12 protein-coding genes and 1 other RNA gene are annotated in these 14,138 nt (G+C 63.3%); 12 read left to right on the top strand and 1 reads right to left on the bottom strand.

Annotated elements, in window-relative coordinates; genetic code table 11:
* Nucleotides 1-72: 72 nt before the first annotated feature.
* A complete protein-coding gene (locus MNR02_RS05840) occupies nucleotides 73-1,254 on the top strand; it encodes an FAD-binding oxidoreductase (protein ID WP_241598406.1) in 1,182 nt (393 codons plus the stop codon).
* Nucleotides 1,255-1,334: 80 nt separating this feature from the next.
* An RNA gene (rnpB, locus tag MNR02_RS05845) (RNase P RNA component class A) lies at nucleotides 1,335-1,730 on the top strand.
* 87 nt (nucleotides 1,731-1,817) lie between these two features.
* On the opposite strand, the gene MNR02_RS05850 is transcribed toward rnpB, so the two are convergent.
* Nucleotides 1,818-2,204 carry an Ig-like domain-containing protein gene (locus tag MNR02_RS05850; protein WP_241948424.1) on the bottom strand — a complete coding sequence of 129 codons (387 nt, stop codon included), beginning with the start codon at nucleotides 2,202-2,204 and terminating at the stop codon, nucleotides 1,818-1,820.
* A 162-nt stretch (nucleotides 2,205-2,366) separates the two neighbouring features.
* On the opposite strand from MNR02_RS05850, the gene MNR02_RS05855 reads away from it, so the two are divergent.
* The 10 genes from MNR02_RS05855 (at nucleotide 2,367) to ftsW (ending at nucleotide 14,132) form a co-directional block, all read left to right on the top strand.
* Nucleotides 2,367-3,173: a hypothetical protein gene (locus MNR02_RS05855; RefSeq protein ID WP_241948425.1), complete on the top strand. Its 807-nt coding sequence runs from the start codon at nucleotides 2,367-2,369 to the stop codon at nucleotides 3,171-3,173.
* Nucleotides 3,174-3,692: 519 nt separating this feature from the next.
* Nucleotides 3,693-4,133 carry a division/cell wall cluster transcriptional repressor MraZ gene (mraZ, locus tag MNR02_RS05860; RefSeq protein ID WP_134649582.1) on the top strand — a complete coding sequence of 147 codons (441 nt, stop codon included), beginning with the start codon at nucleotides 3,693-3,695 and terminating at the stop codon, nucleotides 4,131-4,133.
* A 14-nt stretch (nucleotides 4,134-4,147) separates the two neighbouring features.
* Entirely contained in the window at nucleotides 4,148-5,173 is a 1,026-nt protein-coding gene (gene rsmH / locus MNR02_RS05865) for a 16S rRNA (cytosine(1402)-N(4))-methyltransferase RsmH (protein WP_241948426.1), read from the top strand.
* A gap of 3 nt (nucleotides 5,174-5,176) precedes the next feature.
* Nucleotides 5,177-5,566 (top strand): hypothetical protein, encoded by a 390-nt coding sequence (locus MNR02_RS05870; protein WP_241598424.1) that lies wholly within the window; start codon nucleotides 5,177-5,179, stop codon nucleotides 5,564-5,566.
* A complete protein-coding gene (locus MNR02_RS05875; RefSeq protein ID WP_241948427.1) occupies nucleotides 5,566-7,308 on the top strand; it encodes a penicillin-binding protein 2 in 1,743 nt (580 codons plus the stop codon). Before MNR02_RS05870 ends, MNR02_RS05875 begins: the two co-directional genes overlap by 1 nt.
* Before the next feature lie 62 nt (nucleotides 7,309-7,370).
* Entirely contained in the window at nucleotides 7,371-8,822 is a 1,452-nt protein-coding gene (locus MNR02_RS05880) for a UDP-N-acetylmuramoyl-L-alanyl-D-glutamate--2,6-diaminopimelate ligase (RefSeq protein ID WP_241948428.1), read from the top strand.
* Nucleotides 8,819-10,252 (top strand): UDP-N-acetylmuramoylalanyl-D-glutamyl-2,6-diaminopimelate--D-alanyl-D-alanine ligase, encoded by a 1,434-nt coding sequence (locus MNR02_RS05885; RefSeq protein WP_241948429.1) that lies wholly within the window; start codon nucleotides 8,819-8,821, stop codon nucleotides 10,250-10,252. The genes MNR02_RS05880 and MNR02_RS05885 overlap by 4 nt, the downstream gene beginning before the upstream one ends.
* Nucleotides 10,253-10,366: 114 nt before the next feature.
* The gene (gene mraY, locus MNR02_RS05890; RefSeq protein ID WP_134649576.1) at nucleotides 10,367-11,467 is read left to right on the top strand and encodes a phospho-N-acetylmuramoyl-pentapeptide-transferase; all 1,101 of its coding nucleotides are present in this window, start codon (nucleotides 10,367-10,369) and stop codon (nucleotides 11,465-11,467) included.
* 6 nt (nucleotides 11,468-11,473) lie between these two features.
* Nucleotides 11,474-12,871 carry a UDP-N-acetylmuramoyl-L-alanine--D-glutamate ligase gene (gene murD / locus MNR02_RS05895; protein WP_241948430.1) on the top strand — a complete coding sequence of 466 codons (1,398 nt, stop codon included), beginning with the start codon at nucleotides 11,474-11,476 and terminating at the stop codon, nucleotides 12,869-12,871.
* 106 nt (nucleotides 12,872-12,977) lie between these two features.
* Nucleotides 12,978-14,132, top strand: coding sequence for a putative lipid II flippase FtsW (ftsW, locus tag MNR02_RS05900; protein WP_241598437.1), 1,155 nt, complete (start codon nucleotides 12,978-12,980; stop codon nucleotides 14,130-14,132).
* Nucleotides 14,133-14,138: the final 6 nt, after the last annotated feature.

The following is a 14,138-nucleotide window of genomic DNA, read 5'->3' on the forward strand; positions in this document are numbered from 1 at the left end:
AAAAGTCCTTTTCCTTGCCGCTGGAATCGGCGCATCGAAATGTTATGCCTTGGGCAAAGAGTAGGGCGGCACGTGGTTCAGCATTTCGATTTCGTGGTGGTGGGAAAAGGCATGATGGGGGCGGCCGCGGCGCGGCACCTGTCGAGAACGGGCGCTACGGTCGCGCTCGTCGGACGCGGTGAGCCGGCCGACTGGCAAAAGCATGACGGCGTTTTCGCCAGCCATTACGACAGCGGCCGCATCACCCGCACCATCGATAGCGATCCTGACTGGGCTTTGCTCGCCCGCCAGTCGATTGCCCGATATCGGGACATCGAGGCGGAGAGCGGTATCGGCTTCTACAGCGAAGTCGGCTGCCTGATCACCGGCGCATCCCGTGGCACCTTCGTCCGCTCCGTCGAGGATGTCGCGCAGCGCTATGCGCTGGAGGCTCCGTCGCTGGACCGGGAAGAACTGCGTGTCCGTTTTCCGTGGTTCGCTCTGCCGGAAACATCGGCTGGCGTGTTCGAGCAGACGGGGGCGGGGCATATCGATCCGCGCAAGCTCGTGGCGGCGCAGGTCGCGTGTTTCGAAAAGGCCGGCGGGGTTTGCATTGAAGACGATGCCGTCGCGGTGACTGACATCGGCGACCGCGCCTCCGTCAGCCTGAAGTCTGGCGGCGCGGTGACCGGCGGCCGCGTGCTTGCAGCCACCGGCGGTTTTTCGCGTGCCCCGGGACTTTTGCCACGGTTGCCGGATGTGGTCGTGAGGGCCCGGACGGTCGTGCTGGCGCAGCTCACATCGGCGCAGGCCCACGCTTATCGCGACATGCCCTCATGGATCGATGAGAGCGGCGAGCCTTCGGAGCACTTCTATTTCCTGCCGCCCATCACCTATCCCGACGGCAATAGCTACCTCAAGATCGGCGGCGACCCGACCGATATCGAGATGGAAGAACAGGGCGCCATCCTGGACTGGTTCCGCGGTGAGGGGAATGGCGAGGCGAGCCAACACCTCAAGGCGCTACTGATGCGGTTCATTCCCGATCTGGCGCCGGTGCGCATGGTTTGCGCACCCTGCGTCACGACCTACACAGTGCATGGCTATCCGTATGCCGGGTTCGTCGGGGGGGAGCGTGTAGCCCTGCTGACCGGCGGCAATGGGGCGGCGGCGAAGAGCTCCGACGAGATCGGCCGCATCGGTGCCGACCTGCTTCTGCGCGGGCGTCTGGACGAGCCGGATTACCGCACCGACTTCGCCGTCCATTTCCGCTAGTCAGAAAACCGGCTCTTGCCGTCACCGGAATCGCGCCATGCCTCTGGTGTTTCATCTCCGCATGGGCTAGTCAGCGCCTGCCAGTTGGCCGGGCAGCCGCGCCTTGCAAGGGCCGAAAGGCCGCAGGGTGAGGAAAGTCCGGGCTCCACGGAAACACGGTGCCGGATAACGTCCGGCGGGGGCGACCCCAGGGAAAGTGCCACAGAAAGCAAACCGCCTTCTTCGGAAGGTAAGGGTGAAAGGGTGGGGTAAGAGCCCACCGCGTGCATGGCGACATGGACGGCACGGTAAACCCCACCGGGAGCAAAACCGAATAGGGATGACGCGGAGCGCGCAAGCGTTCCAGCCTGTTTCCGGGCCGGTCATCCGGGTGGGTTGCAAGAGGCCGGGCGCAAGTCCGGTCCCAGATGAATGGCTGCCACGTTCCGGTGAAAGCCGGAGCCTTACAGAACCCGGCTTACAGGCCAACTGGCAAATTCCCTTCTCGGGAGCGAGGATGCCCCGATGTCCATGTTCGGGGAGCGGGTGGCAAGGCGAGGCAGGTTGCGCTCCCCGAGGCTTGCCTAGCGCACCGTGACGGTGATGCAGCCAGACAGCGTTTTGCCCTTGATCTTGGCCGACCGGTTCTTGGTGCAGAACCTGTCCTTGCCCTTGAAGTTCGGGCCTGGCGTGTAGACGAGCCCCTTGCCAGCCACGACCGAGACGCTGCCCTTTGCGGGCTTGCGCGTGATGGTGACGTCCGTGGCAGGCGTGCGGGTCTTCCTCACATCGTCTATGAAGCCGGGAAAGCTGATCCTGCAATTCTTGTCGCTTGCGGTCATTTCAAACTGTCCGTTGCCGTTTCCCTTGCCCCAGCCACGTCCGTTGGTGCCGGTGCAGGCGGCATGGGCAGTCGATACCGAAAGAATTCCGGCGGCGGCGAGAACAATGAAGGTTATGGAGGAGCGCATGTCTGGAGCCTTTCTGACGTGTTTGCCAATTACGCTTCCATTCCTTTCGAGAAGGTCGTTCTGGAACAAATGAAAAAGGCGACTATTGACGAAAAATCGGAAACTGCGCAGAATTATACATCGCCGCCAATGAGTTAAATCAGCAATGCCGTCGAGGTGCACATGGGGGATGCGGACTTCGGAAAGTGGTCGGAGTTCGACAAGTGGCATCTCCTCTTCGATGAACTGTGCAATCGGTCCGGTGACTACGACAATGCTGCTCTCGGCAGTCGCTATTGCAGCCTCATGGGACGGCGCGGCGAGGCGCATTTCGAAACGGCTGTTCGCAATCTTAGAAACTGGCGGGCCGGGAGGCATATTCCCCGCCAGCGAAACTTCATGTTCCTGTCCCAGTTGCTCGACGTGGCGAGCGACACCGCGCTTTCGACGCGATGGAACGAACTCTATCTGAAGGCTCGGGAGGCGGAGGGGAGGGCGGAGCTTGCCGATGACCTGCCTGAGGTCGCCGATGCGGGCGACACCTTGGTGGCCGCCAATGCCACTGCGCCGGCTGCCCGCCGATTTGATGGCCGACGCCTGGCGATGGCCGTCGCTATCTTCTGCTGCGGGGTGCTTGCAAGCGAGCTCTATCGTGCCGAGCCGTGGCGCTGGACATACTCGGTCGAAAAACTGCCCCTCATTGTCCTGCGTCCGCATGTTTCCCTGATGGTGGGGGAAAGCCTGGTCATCCACGGGGAGCGTGGCGACTGCGGAAAGCCGCCGCCGGATTGGGAATATGTTCTGACGCGGCTTCCCATCAGCCGGATCGGCTCGTTTTCGGACGGCGGAATTGTCAGGCGCAACAGCAATTTCTGCCGGGGAGAAACGCCGGCCCGCGCCGTGACCTTCACTGCCCAAAAGCCTGGCGTCGAAGAGCTGCTCGTTCTAGGGGATGTCATGCGTGTGACGGTAACCGGACCATCTTCCTGAGCGTGGTTGATCGGCGTCTCGTTAAAATATTTCTTCCTGTAATAATTCGTGATGTCGTCGCGTCCCTGTCGATATGGGCGACCTGCGCGGCCCCACGAAAATCCGCGCTCTTTCAAATGCCTCAGCGCCGTTTCCTGTTTTGTTCCAGGCATTGCTTTTTAACGTCATGTTAACCCTTCCTATCTAAGGTTAACAAACTGTTTTTACGTGCGAAAAATTGCCCGCGAGAGTGAGGTTTCCAGGCCGGTGCCAAGGCATGTGCCGGCATGCATCCGACGGTCCAAAGAGGGGAAGTGAGGTTCTCTTCCCATTGACGCCCATATGGTCCCATGGTATCCCAAAATCACACTGCACGAGGACGCATGAGCGTCCGATCATCGCAAAGTCTAGTAGCAAACCGGCCGGGGACGGTGCGGCGCGCAAGCGTTGCATCATGGTTGGTGTGTGGGCGTTGTTTTGTGTCGGTAGTGCCGGGGGGAATGCACAGCGTCCCGGCTTTGGAAGCGGCTGTATCGCGTCATGAACCGGTTCCTGTCGAATGCGACAAACAAGATCGATGCCAAGGGGCGGGTTTCCGTGCCTTCGGCCTTTCGTTCCGTTCTGTCGCAGCGAGACATCCGGGATCTGTATTGCTTCCAGGATTTCCTGTTTCCGGCGATCAGCGTCGGCGGGCTGGATCTGCTCGATCGTTTCGAGCGCCAGATCGTCAGCGAGGATGCGTTTTCGCCGTTGGCCAATCAGATGTCGCTCCTCATTCACGGGGGCGGGGTCTTCATGAAGCTCGATTCGGAGGGGCGCCTGCCGGTCACGGATTTCATCCGGGACTATACGGGGATCACCACGGACGTGACCTTTGTCGGTCGGGCGGATCATTTTCAGCTCTGGGCACCGCAGGCATTTCAAGCCACGCAGGCGGCGGCCCGGGAAGAGTTCAGAATGCGAGGTCTGGGCTCGGGGTAAGACGGAGAGACGGGATGGCGACGGACCTTGGCGGAGGCTCTTTAGAGGCCGATGGCGGACCGGTCCGTCACATCCCGGTTCTTCTATCCGAGGTGATCGAGGCGCTGGCGCCCAAGCCAGGCCAGACGATCCTCGACGGCACATTCGGGGCGGGCGGCTATACGTCGGCCATTCTCGCCGAGGGTGCCAACGTCATCGGCCTCGACCGCGATCCCAACGCGATTGCCGGCGGGCAGGCGCTGGTCAACGCATCCGGCGGGCGGCTCACTCTCATCCATTCGCGCTTTTCCGACCTTGCCGAGCATGCGCCCGAGGGCGGGCTCGACGGCATTGTGCTGGATATCGGCGTTTCCTCCATGCAGATCGACGAGGCCGAGCGCGGGTTCTCCTTCCAGAAGAACGGTCCGCTCGACATGCGCATGTCCGCTTCTGGCGTTTCGGCGGCCGATGTCGTCAATCGCGCCAAGGTCTCGGACCTCATCCGCATCTTCGGTTTTCTCGGCGAGGAGAAGCAGGCCGGGCGTATCGCCCGCGCTATCGAGCGGGAGCGTGCGAAGGAGCCCTTCACGACGACGCGCCAGCTTGCCAACCTCATCGAACTTACCACGCCGCGGAAGGCCAAGGACAAGATCCATCCCGCCACGCGTGTTTTCCAGGCGCTGCGCGTCTTCGTGAATGACGAACTGGGCGAGCTCGCCCAGGCGCTGCTGGCGGCCGAACGCGCCCTGAAGCCGGGCGGCCGGCTGGTCATCGTCAGCTTCCATTCGCTGGAAGACCGGATCGTCAAGAAGTTCTTCCAGGATCGCGCCGGCAAGGCGGCGGGTTCGCGGCATCTGCCCGAAGTTCACGATCGCGCCGCAACCTTCACACCAGTCGGGCGTCCTATGGTCGCCGCCAGCGACGCGGAGAGCGTGGTCAATCCACGCGCCCGGTCTGCGAAACTGAGAGCGGGCGAGCGCACGAGCGCTCCCGCCGGGACAGATGACCTGTCCATTTTCAACCTGCCAAACCTTGCCGCCCTCGAAAAGATGGGAAGCTGAGCCATGTTCCGTACCCTCGATGTCGTGATGATCGCGGTGATGACCGCCGCAGCCACCGTCACCTACTCGATCAAGCATCAGGCCGAGAACAAGCGCGAGGAGGTGCGTAAGCTCGACGCCGAGATCAAGCTCGAAGAGGATACGATCGACCTGCTGAAGGCCGACTGGGCGCTGTTGACCCAGCCGAACCGGCTGACGCGGCTCGTGAAGACTTTCGAAGCGGACCTCAAGCTCGTGCCAACGGAATCGACCCAGCTCGCCCAGCCGAACGAACTGCCCATGCCGACCGCCGAGCTGCCCGCGCTCGAGCCGGAGAAGGACGACAAGGTGGCGAAGTCCAACAAGAATGGTTCCGCTACGGACACAATCCAAACCGGATCGGTGGCACGCTGATGTCGTTTCTCTCCCGCATCATGGACGTCAAGAGCAAAGCGCACTTCAACGCCGGCGGAAACAACAACAACCGCACGGGCGGCCCGGCTTTCGAAGGCACGCGCAAGCGTACGGGATCGCAGGCCCGCAGCCGCGTCGCGGTGATCATCTGCTGCTTCGGCGTGGCCTATGCGGCCATCGGCGGTCGCCTCGTGCAATACGGAATGGCCTCGTCGGAAACGACATCCAGCATCGGGCCTGCCGACCACCTGATGGCGTCACGCCCCGACATCGTCGACCGCAACGGCGAGATCCTCGCCACCGACATCCGCACCGTTTCGCTCTATGCCGAGCCGCACAAGATCGTGGATGCGGACGAGGCCGTCGAAATGCTCGCGACCGTTCTTCCCGATCTCGACCGGCGCGGCATCTACCGCAAGCTCACGTCGAAATCCCGCTTCCAGTGGTTGAAGCGTCAGCTCACACCCAAGCAGCAGAGCCGTATTCTTGCGCTCGGCATTCCCGGCGTCGGCTTCCGGCCGGAGAAGCGCCGCTTCTATCCCGGTGGCGCCACCGCCTCGCATATCGTCGGCCACGTCAATATCGACAACCGCGGTATTGCCGGTATGGAGCGCTATATCGACAGCCAAGGGCTGGCCGACCTTGCCGCCATCGGCATGACGAGCGACGCCAAGCTGGAGCCGGTGCGCCTGTCCATCGACCTGCGCGTGCAGGCTATCGTGCGCGATGTCGTCAAGGAGGGCATGGAGAAGTACAAGGCGATTGCCGCCGGCGCCGTCGTCCTCGACGTGAATACCGGCGAAGTCCTCGCCATGGCCTCCTATCCCGATTACGATCCGAACAATCCGGCGGAAGGCGCCAAGGACGGCTGGATGAACCGCATGTCGAACGGCACGTTCGAGATGGGCTCCACCTTCAAGTCCTTCACCACGGCCATGGCGCTCGATTCGGGCAAGGTGAAGATCACCGACAGCTTCGATGCCCGCGCACCCATCCGCATCGGCGGCTTCACCATCAAGGACTTCCACGGCAAGCACCGGGTGCTCTCGGTTCCGGAAATCTTCCAGTATTCCTCGAACATCGGTACGGCCAAGATGGCCGATGTCGTCGGCATCGAGGCGCACAAGGAGTTCCTGACCCGGCTCGGGCTTCTGACGCGGATGGAAACGGAACTGCCCGAGGTCAAGACGCCGAGCCAGCCGCGCGAATGGAAGAAGATCAACTCCATCACCATCTCCTTCGGCCACGGTGTCTCCACCACGCCGCTGCAGACGGCGGTGGCCGGTGCCGCGCTCATCAATGGCGGCAGGCTCATCAACCCGACCTTCCTGCCGCGCACCCGCGAGGAAGCCGACGAGATCGCCAAGGCGGTCATTTCGCAGAAGACGGTGGACAGCATGCGCTACCTCTTCAAGCTCAACGCCAATGACGGCTCGGGCCGTCGGTCGCTCGTGCCGGGCTTCAATGTCGGTGGTAAGACGGGCACGGCCAACAAGGTGGTAAACGGGCGCTACTCCAACACGCAGAACTTCAACGCCTTCCTGTCCGGCTTCCCGATCGACGATCCGAAATATGTGGTGCTGACCTTCATCGACGCGCCGCAGACGGGCGAGGGCGGTGGCCGCACCGCCGGCCTCAACGCAGCGCCGATGGTGGGCGAGATCATTCGCCGTTCCGCCGCTCTTCTCGGTGTAAAGCCGAAATTTGGTGAGGACGGGTCTGCCTTGCTTGTGTCTTATTGAATCGAGAAGACGAGGCGCCGATTCGAGACGGGCCGGCGCCAACGAAGATTGCAGAGCGGACAATGAAGATCAGTGACATCGCCGGAACCGACATCGACACCCTGGGCGCCGCCGTCGCGACCGATGTAAGCGGCATTACCAGCGACAGTCGAACGGTGAAACCCGGCGATCTCTTCGTTGCCCTTTCCGGCAGCAAGGCCGATGGCAGCAGCTTCATTGCCGATGCCGTTGCGCGCGGTGCCGCCGCCGTGGTGGTCGCCGAGGGTACTTCCTGCGATGTGTCGGTCCCCGTCATTCCCGTTGCCGTGCCGCGACGGTTCCTGGCGCTGGCCGCCGCACGTTTCTACGGCCGTCAGCCGGAAACCATGGTTGCCGTCACCGGCACGGCGGGCAAGACCTCCGTCGCCTCCTTCACCCGTCAGATCTGGGCGCATGCGGGCCATGCCGCCGCGATGATCGGCACGACCGGCGTCGTGGCGCCCGGCCGCAACGATTACGGTTCGCTGACGACGCCCGATCCGGTCTCGCTGCACAAACTGCTGGCCGAACTTGCCGATGCCGGCGTGACCCATGCGGCGATGGAAGCCTCCAGTCACGGTCTCGACCAGTTACGCCTCGACGGCGTGAAGCTTGCCGCCGGCGGCTTCACCAATCTCGGTCGCGATCACATGGATTACCATCCCACGGTCGAGCACTACATGGCCTCGAAAATGCGGCTGTTCAGCGCGCTTTTGAAGAAGGGCCAGCCCGCGGTCATCTATGCGGATGACGAGTGGTCGGGCGTGGCGATCGACGTGGCGCGCAAGGCCGGCCTCGATGTGCGCACCGTCGGTCGCAAGGGAGACTTCCTGACGCTCAAGCGCGTCGAGCATTTCCGCCACAAGCAGACCGCCGAAATCCATGCGGGCGGCGACATTCACGAAGTGCACATTCCGCTGGCGGGCGATTTTCAGGTGGCGAATGCGCTGGTCGCGGCCGGTCTTGCCATGTCGACGGGCGTCCCTGCCGCCGTGGCGATGGCCGCGCTCGAAAAGCTGATCGGCGCTTCCGGTCGCCTCGAACTGGTCGGCCATGCCAGAAACGGCGCGCTCGCCTATGTCGACTACGCGCACAAGCCCGATGCGCTGGAGAATGTGCTGACCTCCGTGCGTCCGTTCACCACCGGCCGCGTCGTCGTGGTGTTCGGCTGCGGCGGCGACCGCGACAAGGGCAAGCGCCCGATCATGGGTGAGATCGCGACGCGCCTTGCCGATGTGGTGATCGTCACCGACGACAATCCGCGCTCCGAGGTGCCTGATGTCATCCGCTCCGAGATCATGGCCGCCGCCACGGGCGCGACGGAAATCGGCGACCGCGCGGAGGCGATCCGCAGTGCCGTCGGCATGCTGCAGCCGGGCGACACGCTGATCGTGGCCGGCAAGGGGCATGAGGAGGGGCAGACCGTGGGTTCCGTCACGCATCCCTTCTCCGATCACGCGGAACTGCTCAAGGCGCTGGAGGGCCTTTCCCGGTGAACTGGCTCTGGACCACTCCCGATCTTATCGCTGCCATGCATGGCAGGCCCGTGGGCAACCTGCCGCAGGGCGTGACCGGCATTTCCATCGACAGCCGCGCCATTGCTCAGGGTGAGGCCTTCTTCGCGATCAAGGGTGACCGCGTCGACGGGCATGATTATGCGAGCTTTGCGGTTGCTAACGGCGCGTCCCTGCTTGTGGTGAGTGAAGGCAAGCTGCCCGCGCTCGGCCGGCTCGTCACCCCCATGATCGTGGTGCAGGATGTGCTTCAGGCGCTGGTCGATCTCGGTTGCGCCGCACGCGATCGTACCGCGGCACGGATCATTGCCGTCACGGGTTCTGTCGGCAAGACGACGACGAAGGAAATGCTGCGCCAGGCGCTTTCGCCCTCCGGCAGCGTGCATGCCTCCGTCGCTTCCTTCAACAATCATTGGGGCGTGCCGCTGACGCTTGCCCGCATGCCCGAGAATACCGATTACGGCATTTTCGAAGTCGGCATGAACCATGCCAACGAAATCCGCCCTCTCGTGTCGATGGTGCGCCCGCATATTGCTGTCATCACGACCATCGCGCCGGCCCATCTTGGCAATTTCCGCAATCTCGAGGAGATCGCAGCGGCGAAAGCAGAGATATTTGAAGGCGTTGTGCCCGGCGGGCATGCCATTCTCAACCGTGACAACGAGCAGTTCGGCTTCCTGGAGAAGGCGGCACGGGCCGTTGGTGTTGCGCATATTCACAGCTTCGGCGCGGCTGCCGATGCCGAGTTCCGGCTGCTCGATTTCATCAGCGGCCCGGAGGGCGGGCTGTTGCGCGCGTCCGTCGGCGGCCAGACGCTGGAGGTGCCGATGGGCGCCCCCGGCCGGCACATCGCCGAGAACGCCGTTGCCGTGCTTGGCGCCGTGCATCTTGCGGGCGGCGATATCGAGAAGGCGATGGCCGGGCTTGCGACGATGCAGCCCGAAAAGGGCCGCGGCCGGCGCTACCAGCTTGCCAAGGACGGCGGCTGGTTCACGCTGATCGATGAAAGCTACAATGCCAATCCGGCATCGATGGGTGCGGCCATCGCGCTGCTGCGCGATACAGAACCCTATGGCAGCGGCCGGCGCATTGCTGTGCTCGGCGACATGCTGGAGATGGGCGAACATTCGCAGGCCGTTCATGCCGGGCTTGTTGGGCCGCTGCTGGAATCGGGCATTGGCACCGTCTGGCTTGGCGGCCCCGACATGGCGGCGCTACGCGATGCACTGCCCGAGGACATCGAAACGGAATACCGCGAAACCGCGGATGCGCTTGCGCAACATGCGGTCGAAAGCGTGCAGCCTGGCGACGTCCTCGTCGTGAAGTCGTCGAAGGGCACCGGCTTCAGCCGCATCGTTGCGGCGCTGCTTGACAAATATCCGGCATTCTCCGAGAGGGAACGCCAAAGTTGATGTGAGGTTCGGCCGGGCTTTCGCCTGCCGGACCTTCTTTTATGGAATCTGCTTCTCCTGCGCGGTCGGTCACGCCGCGGATCGATCGGGGAACCTGTTGGGGAAAGGGTGACAATGCTCCTTTGGCTCGTCGAGCTGGCGAACACCGTGCCGGTGTTCAACCTGTTCCGGTACATCACGTTCCGGACGGGCGCCGCGCTGTTCACCTCTGCCACCATCGTCTTTCTGTTCGGGCCGATGATCATTTCCTCCCTGCGCATTCGCCAGGGCAAGGGCCAGCCGATCCGCGCAGACGGACCGCAGACGCATTTCAAGAAGGCCGGCACACCCACCATGGGCGGCCTGATGATCCTTGCCGGTATCGTCGGCAGCGCGCTGCTCTGGGCCGATCTCTCCAACGTCTATGTCGTCGCGACGCTGCTCGTCACGCTCGGCTTCGGCGCCATCGGCTTTTATGACGACTATCTCAAGGTCACCAAGCAGACGGACAAGGGCTTCTCCGGCAAGGCGCGCCTTGGCCTGGAATTCCTGATCGCCGGCATCGCGACCTATTTCATGATGCGCGCTACGCTGTCGGCGGGGACCGCCGGCTCGACCTTCGGCTCGTCCATCACCTTCCCGTTCTTCAAGGACATGCTGGTCAATCTCGGCATCTTTTTCGTGCTGTTCGGCGGCTTCGTCATCGTCGCTGCCGGTAATGCGGTGAACCTGACGGATGGCCTGGATGGTCTTGCCACCGTTCCGGTGATGATCTCGGCGGCGTCCTTCGGCGTCATCGCCTATCTCGCCGGCAACGCGGTGTTTGCGAACTATCTGCAGATCCATTTCGTGCCCGGTACGGGGGAACTCGCTGTCGTGCTCGGCGCGGTCATTGGTGCGGGCCTCGGCTTCCTGTGGTTCAACGCGCCGCCGGCCGCCATCTTCATGGGCGACACCGGGTCGCTGGCGTTGGGCGGCCTGATCGGCACCGTTGCCGTCGCCACCAAGCACGAGATCGTCATGGCCATCATCGGCGGCCTGTTCGTCATGGAAACGCTGTCTGTCATCATCCAGGTCGCCTCGTTCAAGCTGACCGGCAAGCGCGTGTTTCTCATGGCGCCGATCCACCATCATTTCGAGAAGAAGGGCTGGACCGAAAGTCAGGTCGTGGTGCGCTTCTGGATCATCGCAGTCGTGCTGGCCCTTGTCGGCCTCTCGACACTGAAGTTGCGGTAAGAGCCGATGATCCCGGTCACCACCTTCAAGGGAAAGACGGTCGCGCTCTTCGGGCTCGGCGGCTCCGGCCTTGCGACGGCCATGGCGCTCGCCGCAGGCGGGGCTGACGTCGTGGCCTGGGACGATAATCCGGCCAGCGTCGAAAACGCCGCGACATCAGGCGTCAAGACCGGCGACCTGCGCACGCTCGACTGGACGACGGTCGATGCGCTTGTGCTGTCGCCCGGTGTGCCGCTGACCCACCCCAAGCCGCACTGGAGCGCCGATCTGGCGCGCGCGGCAGGCGCGGAGATCGTCGGCGACATCGAGCTTTTCGTGCGCGAGCGCCGCGCCCATGCACCCGATTGCCCCTTCATTGCGATCACAGGCACGAACGGCAAGTCCACCACCACGGCGCTGATCGCGCATATCCTCAAATCAAGCGGTCGCGACACGCAGCTCGGCGGCAATATCGGCACCGCCGTCCTGACGCTCGATCCGCCCAAGGCCGGCCGCTTCTTCGTGGTCGAGTGCTCGTCCTACCAGATCGACCTTGCGCCGACGCTCGATCCCTCCGCAGGCATCCTGCTCAACCTGACGCCCGATCATCTCGACCGGCACGGCTCGATGCAGCACTATGCCGAGGTCAAAGAACGACTCGTTGCCGGCAGCCGCACGGCTGTCATCGGTGTTGATGATACCCATTGCGCGATGATTGCCGATCGCATCGAGCGCACCGGCACGAAGGTCGTGCGGATTTCCCGTCGCAATGTGCTGGCCGACGGTATTTATGCCGATGGTGCGCGGCTGATTGCGGCGCAGGGCGGCGCGACACGTCCGATAGCCGATCTCTCCGCGATCCAGACCCTGCGCGGCAGCCACAACGCGCAGAACGCGGCAGCAGCGATCGCGGCGTGCCTTGCGGTCGGCGTGAGCGAGGACGAGATCCGCGCGGGGCTCTCGACCTTTCCCGGGCTGAAGCATCGCATGCAGCCGGTCGGCCGCAATGGCGACGTGCTTTTTGTCAACGATTCCAAGGCGACCAACGCGGATGCTGCCGCACCCGCTCTGTCGAGCTTCGAACGCATCTACTGGATTGCCGGCGGCGTGCCGAAGGAGGGGGGGATCACCACCCTCGGCGGCTTCTTCCCGCGCATCGCCAAGGCCTACCTTATCGGCGAGGCGGCGCCGGCCTTTGCGGCGACGCTCGGCGACCGGGTTGCCTTCGAGATTGCCGGCACGCTGGAGCGTGCCGTCGCGGACGCGGCTGCCGATGCCGGGCAGGATGCGAGCGGCTCCGTTGCCGTTCTGTTGTCCCCGGCTTGCGCAAGCTTCGACCAGTACAAGAACTTTGAAGTCAGAGGCGATGCCTTCGTGAAGCACGTCGCGGCGCTGCCGGGCGTGTCCATGCTGGTCGAGGTTTAGTGACGATGTCGGGCACCACCTCTCTTCCGTCATCTCCGGGGTCAAGGCCGTGGATGATGGAGGAGAGGGCTGCGGACCCGAAATCCTTCAACGAGGGGATTTTATCATGGTAAGTCGTGCCGAACGTGGTGCATTGGCGGACTGGTTCTGGACGATAGACCGGTTCTTCCTCGCGGCCTTCATCCTGTTGATGGGGCTGGGCTTCATGCTGTCCTTCGCGGCAAGCCCGGCCGTTGCCGAACGCATCGGACTTGACAGCTTCCATTTCGTGAAGCGCCACGCCTTCTTCCTGCTGCCGTCGATCGCAGTGATGTTCGGCATCTCCTTTCTCTCGCCGCGCCAGGTGCGGCGCGCGGCGATGATCCTTCTCGTCGCCTCACTCGGTGCCATGGTGCTGGCGCTGTTCTTCGGCGTCGAGGTCAAGGGATCGCGGCGCTGGCTCGCCATCGGCAGCTTGTCCGTGCAGCCGTCGGAGTTCATGAAGCCGGCCTTCGTCGTCATCTGCGCCTGGCTCTTCTCCGAACACGCACGCCAGCCGGAAATTCCTGGCAATCTCTTCGCCATCATCCTCTTCGGCATCGTGGCGGCGCTGCTTATCGCCCAGCCGGACCTCGGTCAGACGGTGCTCACGGCGGCGGTGTGGGGCGGCATGTTCTTCATGGCCGGCATGCCGTGGCTGTGGATCATCATTTTGGGCGGCGCTGCTGTCGGTGGTCTTCTCACGGCCTACACGCTCCTGCCGCACGTGGCGGCGCGTATCGACAAGTTCTGGACCGGCGAAGGCGACACGTTCCAGATGGATACCGCCCGGGAGGCCATCATCCGCGGCAACTGGTTCGGCCAGGGCCCGGGAGAGGGCACCGTCAAGCGCATCATCCCCGACAGCCACACCGACTTCATCTTCTCGGTCGCGGCCGAGGAGTTCGGCATCATCTTCTGCATGGTTATCGTACTGATATTCGCCTTCGTGGTGATGCGCGGCCTCAATCACGCATTCAAGGAGCGCAACGATTTCACGCGTTTCGCCGTCGCCGGCCTCGTGCTCCAGATGGGCATCCAGTCGATGATCAACATTGGCGTCAATCTCGAACTCATGCCGGCCAAGGGCATGACCCTGCCGCTGATCTCCTATGGTGGTTCGTCCATGGTGGCGATCTGCGTAACGGCCGGCTTCATCCTGGCGCTGACCCGCCATCGTCCCGAGAAGCGCGCCTCCGAGCGAAGCCTCTTCCGCGGTGGTATCGTGGCGGCGGCCGAATAAGGAACA

The sequence above is a fragment of the Shinella sp. H4-D48 genome, assembly GCF_022637395.1.
Classification (GTDB): domain Bacteria; phylum Pseudomonadota; class Alphaproteobacteria; order Rhizobiales; family Rhizobiaceae; genus Shinella; species Shinella sedimenti.

What these genes read in the sequence shown, in the direction of transcription:
- MNR02_RS05870 (WP_241598424.1), top strand. Translation starts at nt 5,177, where the DNA reads ATGTTCCGTACCCTCGATGTCGTGATGATCGCGGTGATGACCGCCGCA.
- MNR02_RS05880 (WP_241948428.1), top strand. Translation starts at nt 7,371, where the DNA reads ATGAAGATCAGTGACATCGCCGGAACCGACATCGACACCCTGGGCGCC.
- mraY (WP_134649576.1), top strand. Translation starts at nt 10,367, where the DNA reads ATGCTCCTTTGGCTCGTCGAGCTGGCGAACACCGTGCCGGTGTTCAAC.
- rsmH (WP_241948426.1), top strand. Translation starts at nt 4,148, where the DNA reads ATGGCGACGGACCTTGGCGGAGGCTCTTTAGAGGCCGATGGCGGACCG.
- mraZ (WP_134649582.1), top strand. Translation starts at nt 3,693, where the DNA reads ATGAACCGGTTCCTGTCGAATGCGACAAACAAGATCGATGCCAAGGGG.
- ftsW (WP_241598437.1), top strand. Translation starts at nt 12,978, where the DNA reads ATGGTAAGTCGTGCCGAACGTGGTGCATTGGCGGACTGGTTCTGGACG.
- murD (WP_241948430.1), top strand. Translation starts at nt 11,474, where the DNA reads ATGATCCCGGTCACCACCTTCAAGGGAAAGACGGTCGCGCTCTTCGGG.
- MNR02_RS05855 (WP_241948425.1), top strand. Translation starts at nt 2,367, where the DNA reads ATGGGGGATGCGGACTTCGGAAAGTGGTCGGAGTTCGACAAGTGGCAT.
- MNR02_RS05850 (WP_241948424.1), bottom strand. Translation starts at nt 2,204, where the DNA reads ATGCGCTCCTCCATAACCTTCATTGTTCTCGCCGCCGCCGGAATTCTT.
- MNR02_RS05875 (WP_241948427.1), top strand. Translation starts at nt 5,566, where the DNA reads ATGTCGTTTCTCTCCCGCATCATGGACGTCAAGAGCAAAGCGCACTTC.